This window comes from Desulfosporosinus sp. BICA1-9, assembly GCF_000802135.1.
Map to the genome: position 1 here is coordinate 1 of NZ_JUEE01000110.1, position 7,972 is coordinate 7,972.

Sequence of the window (7,972 nt, forward strand, 5' to 3'; positions counted from 1 at the left end):
TTGGGGTGAAGTCGTAACAAGGTAGCCGTATCGGAAGGTGCGGCTGGATCACCTCCTTTCTAAGGAGAACCAAATCGAGGTTCGAAGCTCGATGCACGAGGCACGATGGAAACGAGTGCTAAAACATCGAAGAATCTCTGGTTTTATCCTAATGGTCGATTCTTTCAGAGAACGCAAGTTCGAAGAGAGATCATTAGAGTCGAAAGACTCATGCCGAGGGATCGGCAACTCATTGGTAAGAGCTGTTGTTTAGTTTTGAGAGACCAGATGATCGAGGTCCGAAATCCGATGCCCGAAGTCCGAAAGGATGACGGAATATGGAGGAGGGATTTCGTTGTATGGAATCGAATAAAGCCAAAACGTTTAACATGGGTAGGTGGCCGAGTGGTTAAAGGCGACAGACTGTAAATCTGTTCCGCGAGGTACGATGGTTCGAATCCATCCCTGCCCACCAAATTATGGGCCATTAGCTCAGTCGGCTAGAGCACCTGACTTTTAATCAGGGTGTCCCGCGTTCGAGTCGCGGATGGCCCACCAATTAATTTGCGGGCGTAACTCAGTGGTAGAGTGTCACCTTCCCAAGGTGAAAGTCGCGAGTTCGAATCTCGTCTCCCGCTCCACTTTCATTTTCTTGGCGGCATAGCCAAGTGGTAAGGCAGAGCCAAGTGGTAAGGCAGAGGTCTGCAAAACCTCTATTCCTCAGTTCAAATCTGAGTGCCGCCTCCAAACGATTCATGCCGATGTGGCGTAACTGGCAGACGCACGGGACTTAAAATCCCGCGGATTAATCCCCGTACCGGTTCGATTCCGGTCATCGGCACCATATGGGTTTGTAGCTCAGCTGGTTAGAGTACCGCGTTGACATCGCGGGGGTCGGAGGTTCGAGTCCTCTCAAACCCACCATATGACATTTAAAGCTTCTCCTCGGAGGAGCTTTTTTCATGCCTAATCCTAAAGAACGTGAGACCATTACTTTGAAAAGTCCTCTTTTGGCTTTGGTGAGGATTGCAAAGTAAGGTCAGTAACGATAAAGGCAAAGTAATACCGCCCGCTAATATCATGCAGGAGAGCCTGGAGCACAGCCTGCATGATAAACTCGGCCAAGAGATTGCGGCTGAAATATTGGAACAAAATCACTATGCCGATCAGGTAGCGGAAGCGGTCCGACAGGTTAAACAATGCTGCCTTGACAGTCAAACCGTTTAGCGGAGACGGTGCAAGCGGAACTGGGGAAGGAGCCGGTCAATCGATGGAAGGACGTCGTGGAGACCGTGTCCGAGGAAATGATTAAAAATTGCCGTTTTTGAGATTTACTAAGCTAGCTTAGTAAATCTCAAAACAGCCAAATTTGCAAATAGAGTACCTTTCCCGTTGGTCTCTATTTGCAAAATATTCTTTGAGAGTGACATCATATGGGGAATAGTTGTACTTGATCTGTTGGTGCCTGACAATGGGCGTCCATGCCATTTTCTTGAGTTGGTTGCCAGTATCCGGGTCTGTCAAAATCCACTTGTTTCTGCTCTGCCCTGTTTTGTCCGGTTTGAAGTATTGGGCTTTAATCCACTTCCAACTTATGCTATGATTTGTGATAATCAGGCTGACCGGTATGGAGCGGTTTATCATAAAAGAAATATAGTGAAACTTGATGATATAAAGGTGAGGAAAAAGAACCTTTCCATTTTTTCATGAGAAAATAAGATCGATCTGGGTTCAACTGTAATTTGTTCATTCAATGAACCTGTGGGCACCCAATTAAATGAAAGTAGGTCTAAAATCTATGAGAAAAACAATAGCCGCATTATTATTGTTTTCATTATTAATTGTGGGATGCTCAAACAATAGTTTAAAAAGCAATGATCCTGACAGCGTACCCACTCAAAATCAAACGAATAATGAACAAGAGACTCAGCATCAAGGGAATAATATTTTTGAAAGCAAAGAGGATATTCAAAACGGAATAAAATCTAATGTTGCAATAAAGACATATTATGAAGAACCGGCTTCGTTAAAGGATAAAAATACAGTAATACTCAATGGCTTACTGAAGGGAGAATTTGTTGAAGTTGTTGTAGAAGGAGAGATTAAGGATTTTAAGCATGTAGAATTAAAATGGGACGACAGACAAAGTGAATTGATAGAGACAAGAGTTATTAATAAGTTTGAGACACTAACCAATAAAACGATTGTCATACAAACATATTTACCAGATGGGATACCATCGGAAAAAATTGAATGGAAGACTATATCTGGAAAAGTCAATGAATTTATTATTGCAGAAAGCAATTTAAAAATTGCTCAAAAGGAAGTTACTAATGACAATACTCCGAAGCTTCCCATCATGAAGGGTAAGGATTTAGAAGGCTTTATTCCGGAGGGGTGGAACATCAAGAGTTCCGCTGAAGGGGATTTGAACATGGATTCTTTGCCCGACATTATAGCTGTAATTGAGAAAGACGATGATGAAGATAGTTCGTTTCCACGAATTCTCTTTGTTCTTGTTCAAGACAAGGATAAATCGTATACATTGACTGTTAAGACAGCTACTGCGATTATGAGAGCAAACGAAGGTGGAGTATTTGGAGATCCTTTTGAAACCATTTCCGTTGATAGAGGTTCAATTCTATTAAGTTTTTATGGTGGAAGTAATTGGAGATGGTACAAACAATATAGATTTAGATTTCAAGATGATGGTTGGTACTTAATTGGGGCGACACTTGGTTCATACTTTACAGGTACCACTACAAAAGATGACGCTGATGAGGAAGATTATAACTTACTCACGGGAGATTACATCATTAAAAAAGCAGATGAAAAAGGCATTGTTAACACGACAAAAGGCAATAGGGAAAAAAGAAAGCTTATAAATCTCAATGAATTTATCGTGAATTCTGAAGAGAACCAGTTTTAACCCCCTCAACATTATCCAATCGAGAGACTCCCACTTCTACAACCTACAATGACTTCGTCAACGGCGAAACAGGAAAGGTTAACGGGCACCATCCCTACAGCGTTCCTAAAATTCAAACAGCTATAATGCGGTGATTATAACTGTTGTTGTACTATTATTTTTATTAATTTGCTTAGTGTAGAATACCAAAATCCTTGTTATTGAAAACGGTACGGGCCGGTAACTCTAGGAGCACTGACTCTGGTTATTTCTGTTATTGACTGAAGAATCCCTACGAGAGGCAGGGACTGCCCGCCAAATTAGATGCGTGATATCTGAGGCAAGCTTCATCACCGTATGAAGGCGGGTGCACTGCAGAACCTGAAGCTCAAAAAAGCCACCTAAATTGACGATCCCCATAATTGAAATATCACCTACTGTGGGCAAATCCTTATGTACTGCTGCTCCTGGCGTTAAAGGGGAGTTGGACAGGGTGATCTTACCGATATCTTCAAGTTTACCTAGACAGGCATCAATTGCCAGGACTATATCGGGATTATATAGGTTCGAAGCCTTTTTAAGTTCTTGAATCAGGTTTTGGGCGTGTAGAGGTTCATCCAGTGTCCCTAATACCGTATAACCCAGCCGCTTTAAATTTGTCCCAACCAGTGGTCCCAGACAGTCACCCGTTGCCCGATCCGTGCCGATACAGGTGAAGAGAACTTTTTTCATGTTAGTGAGTTCTTTTAAAGTTGAGACGAAAGATAGTTTATCCTTGTAATTATAGGTAAATGTATTAACTGAGGTTTGGATGAGTCTTGAATTATCTATAATTATTACACCCCCATGAATCAGATTCCGTCCATTCTCGCCAAGCGTTATAGCAACATCAGTTCTCAGTTGGAGTACTGATTTTTTCAGTGAAGAAGTATGAACTATCATCCAATAGCTCCTATTAGTCATTGTATAAGCGAGGGTAAAATATATGCTTGAAAATGAGAATGTATAATGACGAACCTACAAAAGTTTTAGGTGTTCAAGTTATGGACAATGTAGAAAATTAGAGGAGCAAATGAACATTGACTAAAAATCTCCAGAAAACATAAAACGCAGCGCCTTCCTAAATTGGAAGGCGCTGCGTTTTATGTTTGGATTACTGCTAAGGTCAAACGATCCCGAAGGAGTTCTTAAATGAACTTAAGAGGGTATGGTGAAAGGTCTATAATTATTAAAAAGATTTTATTATTTTAGTCGGTATACTTTATAGTCTTAATAAGCAAATCCCTTCCTGCTATACTATTTGTAAAAATTGTTCTTACAGTCTCAATATATTCCTCTGGCTCTGTTAAGGACGGACTATAGTGAGTGAGCCAGAGCTCCTTTGTTCTGCCTTGTTTTGCAAGTAATCCAGCTTCAGAAAACATCATATGCTTTTTCTGGACAACTTTGCCCAAGTTGTCCTCATTTCCATACATCCCTTCACAAATAAAGAGGTCTGAGTGATTAATAAAATCGATTAAGTCTTCTGTCGGCCTTGTATCAGTACAATAGCAAACTTTAATCCCTTTCCTCATTTCACCTACAACCATTTCGGGGTTTACAACCTTGCCTTCAAGGGTAATCATCATACCTTTCTGAAGACTATTCCAATAGTTTACAGGTATGCTTAGTTCCTTAGCACGTTCAACATCAAATTTACCCCACCTTTTAAGTTCGATGCAATAGGATAAGCAAGGAAGAGTGTGATCAACAGGTATACTCTTAATATCAAGATTGCTAATGGATGTTTCGGTAGTTTCAAGGTTTGATAGTTCAATTAAGGTCAACTCATAAGGTAATTCAGGTGAAATGACAATCATACCTTCAACGATTTCTTTTATGCCTGGAGGCCCCATTAAGGTTAAGGGTTCTTCCCTTCCTGAGTTACCTATTGTGAGAAGCAGTCCAGGTAATCCCGCTACATGATCGGCATGATAATGGGTGAATAAAATAGCATCAATAGTTTTGAAACCCCATTTGGTCATTCTCAGCGGGATTTGAGTTCCTTCACCACAATCTATGAGAATCATTCGTCCGTGATACCTTATCAGCAGGGATGACAGCCATCTGTCCGGCAACGGCATCATATCCCCTGTTCCTAACAAACAAAGATCAAGCATAAATATCTCCTCAACAAACATATTCTTAAAGCTTTTTAAGGTTACAGTGGTATCATAGCATTCTTTTAAGAGTCCTACTCTTAAACCTCCGTAATCTTTCTACTACATAACCTTACAATATTTGAATCATTTTTTAGTCAAAAGCTTTGGCGTTAGATATGGGTAGTATAGCCTTTTTTTCTTGGTTTTTTGTGTAAAATCATACCAGAATAGAATAAGTTTTATGAACAGTCAACCTGCAGTACAATGCCTAACACATGTTGTTCATCATATAATACAAAAACAAATAAATTTGTAATTGTGAGGGGGTAGCAACATGAAGGATGTCTTTAGTATTCTCACGGAACGGAGAATTCTAGAAGCCATAGCGAGAGGTGATTCCAAAAGCCTTCCTGGTGCAGGAAAGCCTTTAAAGATTGATGGCCTTTACTTTTTGCCCCGGAAGCTTAGAGCCGCATACATTGTCCTTAAAAACTCAGGCTATCTCGATCAAACCAGCAAAGAAAACGATCGTTTTGTGCCTCCTGGGACGGAAAAATTAGACTCATCTGCTGGAGACTCTTCTATCTCTAAACAAGAACTTTCTGAAAAGATCCTAAATCATAACGTCATGATGGATTGCAGACGTAGAAAGTGAATACTTCAATAAGAATAAAATGAGCTTGATTGGATGATTTTGGGTTTCTATGGCGAGACTATTACAAAACAAAAAAACTATTAAACCTCACTTAAAATTTCTCTTGGAACATTATTGTAGTATACTAACATGTATGCATACATGGTTATGGGAACATAAATAAATAAAAGGTGGCACATAGGCACATATGAGAAATTTAAAAATGACTATAAGCTATGACGGTTTCAAATATAAAGGATGGCAAAAACAAAAAGAGACGGATCTGACGATACAAGGAAAAATCGAAGCTGTCTTATCTAAAATGACAGGAGAAGCAATTCAGATAGTGGGTTGTGGAAGAACGGATTCAGGGGTACATGCAGAAAATTATATCGCAAATTTCCATACAAAATCTCCGTTTACTACCGACACTATCTTGGATTATTTATATGAGTATTTACCTGAGGATATAGGGGTTAAATCTATCGAAGAGGTACCTGAGCGATTTCATGCCAGATATAATGTTAAGTCGAAAACCTACGTCTATAGAATTAATAACCAAAAATTTAGGGATGTATTTAATAGAAAGTATACATATCATCTTGCGGAGAAACTTGATTTAAGCGAAATGAGAAATGCTTCGGAGGTCTTAATTGGCAGTCATGATTTCCAAAGTTTTACGAACATAAAAAACAGTGACAAATCGACGATCAGAACGATCAATTTCATTAATATAATAGAAAAGGATGGACTTTTAGACATAGAGGTTAATGGGAACGGCTTCTTATGGAATATGGTGAGAATCATTGTCGGAACGCTTATCGAAGTAGGTAAAGGTAATCTTAAACCAAAAGAAGTTGAAAAAATATTAAATGAAAAGAAACGATGGGAAGCAGGACCCTTAGCCCAAGCAAAAGGCTTATTCCTAAGAGATGTAACATATTAGGGCTTACGGAACTTCGTCAAAGCAACCGGTTGAAGAGCCTTACCGGAGTTTGTAATGAAGAAGAGAGTTAAAATGCAATTCACTCGCTGAGCCGATATAGAAAACTTGGTTAGCGCCAAGACTTCAGGCGCAGGCGGTCGACTTAGTTGCATTTATGCGCTGACCATGGATGGTCGAGTGTCCCAGAAGCCATGGATGGTGAGAAGGAACCTTCCAGAAATTATACAACTGAAAGTTATACTTTCTGACTAGTATAAAAAAGAACAAGGCATATGCCGTGCGCTTGACGCGAAGCACCACCTTGTTCGACTATTGAAGAGGATTATTCGTTTAACAGTATGGTTTCCTATAAAGCTCGATTTTTTTTAAGCCGTTTTTGCGAGCCATTGTAACCCAGCCTCTATCGCCAAAGAAAAGGAAGATGCATCTATAGTATAGGAAATTAAGGCTAATATAGATATTATCCGTCCTGGTAACCTGCTCATGTTTGATGTTTTCTGCAATTGCTGAAAAGGCATCCTGAAGCTTTTGAATGGGTTTCTTCATAAAAGGTGCGTCTTTGGCGGCAAACATCATGGGGCCTGCTCCGATCAGCACGCCAAAACAGAACTCTGCATTGATATGTTGGCTAAAGCTCTTGATCACTCTGACTGCCTCAAGATTTATTTCTGGTTCGGGAAACCCGCAGTTAACAATCGCAAACACTTTGACCTTGTTACTTACCACTTTATGTTCAGTATAGTAATGGTAGTAATCTTGTAAAAACTGTGTCAAAATACCCGGCAAACAAAAAAAGTAGAGAGGAAATGAAATAATAATCACGTCTGCCTTGGAAAGTGTTTCGAAAGCCTCGCATTGATGGTTTGGAATGCTTTTTCTGACGTCTATAAATGTTTTATTGAAAGCATTGGCATCAAGTCTGTTAGCCGCCATATCTAAAAATTTCTTTGAGACAGATTGTTCGTTGATCTTAGGGCTGGCACTGATTAAAACAATATTTTTCATAATAGGTTATCCACCCTTCCAAGCTCCATTTCATTGAAGGCCTCAATGATGGTTTCGGTTGTTTCGTGACAGATGAGAACTTCAATATTTCTACGATGTTTTTTTGTAATGTCAATAAACAGCTGTTTATCTTCATCGGAAAGCCCGTCTCCGTAGCCAATAATAATCGACTTGGGGTATGTGTCATACCTAGGCGGATGCATCGTTGAACCGTCTGGCCTTATTTCAAAAAACGGTAACATATTAGGTAAGGATCTATCGATAGCATTTTTGATATTAGCGCTGAACTGCCCAAAGACTATAGGGTTGAGATAAATGACTATGTCGCTGGTCATAACACTTCGGTTGATTTGGGCCAT

The 7,972-nt window shown here is 39.8% G+C and carries 7 protein-coding genes, 6 tRNA genes, 1 rRNA gene and 1 pseudogene; 11 read left to right on the plus strand and 4 right to left on the minus strand.

Features of this window, described 5'->3' with window-relative positions; genetic code table 11:
- The 9 genes from JL57_RS13925 to JL57_RS13970 form a co-directional block, all read left to right on the plus strand.
- Positions 1–59, plus strand: a 16S ribosomal RNA gene (locus JL57_RS13925); the annotation flags it as partial.
- Between the two features lie 311 nt (positions 60–370).
- Positions 371–454: transfer RNA gene (locus tag JL57_RS13930), tRNA-Tyr, on the plus strand.
- Between the two features lie 6 nt (positions 455–460).
- Positions 461–537: transfer RNA gene (locus tag JL57_RS13935), tRNA-Lys, on the plus strand.
- 8 nt (positions 538–545) lie between these two features.
- Positions 546–620, plus strand: a tRNA-Gly gene (locus JL57_RS13940).
- Positions 621–633: 13 nt separating this feature from the next.
- A tRNA-Cys gene (locus tag JL57_RS13945) sits at positions 634–726 on the plus strand.
- 10 nt (positions 727–736) lie between these two features.
- Positions 737–823 (plus strand) — tRNA-Leu (locus JL57_RS13950).
- A 3-nt stretch (positions 824–826) separates the two neighbouring features.
- A tRNA-Val gene (locus JL57_RS13955) sits at positions 827–903 on the plus strand.
- Positions 904–1,005: 102 nt separating this feature from the next.
- Entirely contained in the window at positions 1,006–1,206 is a 201-nt protein-coding gene (locus JL57_RS34420; protein WP_291300081.1) for a hypothetical protein, read from the plus strand.
- Positions 1,207–1,777: 571 nt separating this feature from the next.
- Positions 1,778–2,908 (plus strand): hypothetical protein, encoded by a 1,131-nt coding sequence (locus JL57_RS13970; RefSeq protein ID WP_034142650.1) that lies wholly within the window; start codon positions 1,778–1,780, stop codon positions 2,906–2,908.
- Positions 2,909–3,133: 225 nt separating this feature from the next.
- Here the strand turns inward: JL57_RS13970 and yyaC are convergent, their stop codons facing one another.
- Both yyaC and JL57_RS13980 read right to left on the minus strand, forming a co-directional pair.
- A complete protein-coding gene (gene yyaC / locus JL57_RS13975; RefSeq protein WP_291300082.1) occupies positions 3,134–3,829 on the minus strand; it encodes a spore protease YyaC in 696 nt (231 codons plus the stop codon).
- Between the two features lie 305 nt (positions 3,830–4,134).
- Complete coding sequence (locus tag JL57_RS13980) at positions 4,135–5,046, minus strand: ribonuclease Z (RefSeq protein ID WP_034142651.1); 912 nt, start codon at positions 5,044–5,046, stop codon at positions 4,135–4,137.
- A gap of 316 nt (positions 5,047–5,362) precedes the next feature.
- Here JL57_RS13980 and JL57_RS13985 point away from each other — a divergent pair, with 316 nt between their 5' ends.
- Together JL57_RS13985 and truA are read left to right on the plus strand one after the other, a co-directional pair.
- Positions 5,363–5,683 carry a DUF1992 domain-containing protein gene (locus JL57_RS13985; protein WP_034142652.1) on the plus strand — a complete coding sequence of 107 codons (321 nt, stop codon included), beginning with the start codon at positions 5,363–5,365 and terminating at the stop codon, positions 5,681–5,683.
- 187 nt (positions 5,684–5,870) lie between these two features.
- Positions 5,871–6,608 (plus strand): tRNA pseudouridine(38-40) synthase TruA, encoded by a 738-nt coding sequence (gene truA, locus JL57_RS13990; RefSeq protein ID WP_291300083.1) that lies wholly within the window; start codon positions 5,871–5,873, stop codon positions 6,606–6,608.
- A 330-nt stretch (positions 6,609–6,938) separates the two neighbouring features.
- Here truA and JL57_RS13995 read toward each other — a convergent pair whose 3' ends face one another.
- Both JL57_RS13995 and JL57_RS14000 read right to left on the minus strand, forming a co-directional pair.
- The gene (locus tag JL57_RS13995; RefSeq protein WP_034142653.1) at positions 6,939–7,613 is read right to left on the minus strand and encodes an NAD(P)H-dependent oxidoreductase; all 675 of its coding nucleotides are present in this window, start codon (positions 7,611–7,613) and stop codon (positions 6,939–6,941) included.
- A pseudogene (locus JL57_RS14000) lies at positions 7,610–7,972 on the minus strand (flavodoxin family protein); the annotation flags it as partial. The gene JL57_RS13995 and the pseudogene JL57_RS14000, both read right to left, overlap by 4 nt.

Coding starts and splice junctions, on each gene's coding strand:
- yyaC (WP_291300082.1), bottom strand. CDS start 3,829: ATGATAGTTCATACTTCTTCACTGAAAAAATCAGTACTCCAACTGAGA.
- JL57_RS13980 (WP_034142651.1), bottom strand. CDS start 5,046: ATGCTTGATCTTTGTTTGTTAGGAACAGGGGATATGATGCCGTTGCCG.
- JL57_RS13995 (WP_034142653.1), bottom strand. CDS start 7,613: ATGAAAAATATTGTTTTAATCAGTGCCAGCCCTAAGATCAACGAACAA.
- JL57_RS13970 (WP_034142650.1), top strand. CDS start 1,778: ATGAGAAAAACAATAGCCGCATTATTATTGTTTTCATTATTAATTGTG.
- truA (WP_291300083.1), top strand. CDS start 5,871: ATGAGAAATTTAAAAATGACTATAAGCTATGACGGTTTCAAATATAAA.
- JL57_RS13985 (WP_034142652.1), top strand. CDS start 5,363: ATGAAGGATGTCTTTAGTATTCTCACGGAACGGAGAATTCTAGAAGCC.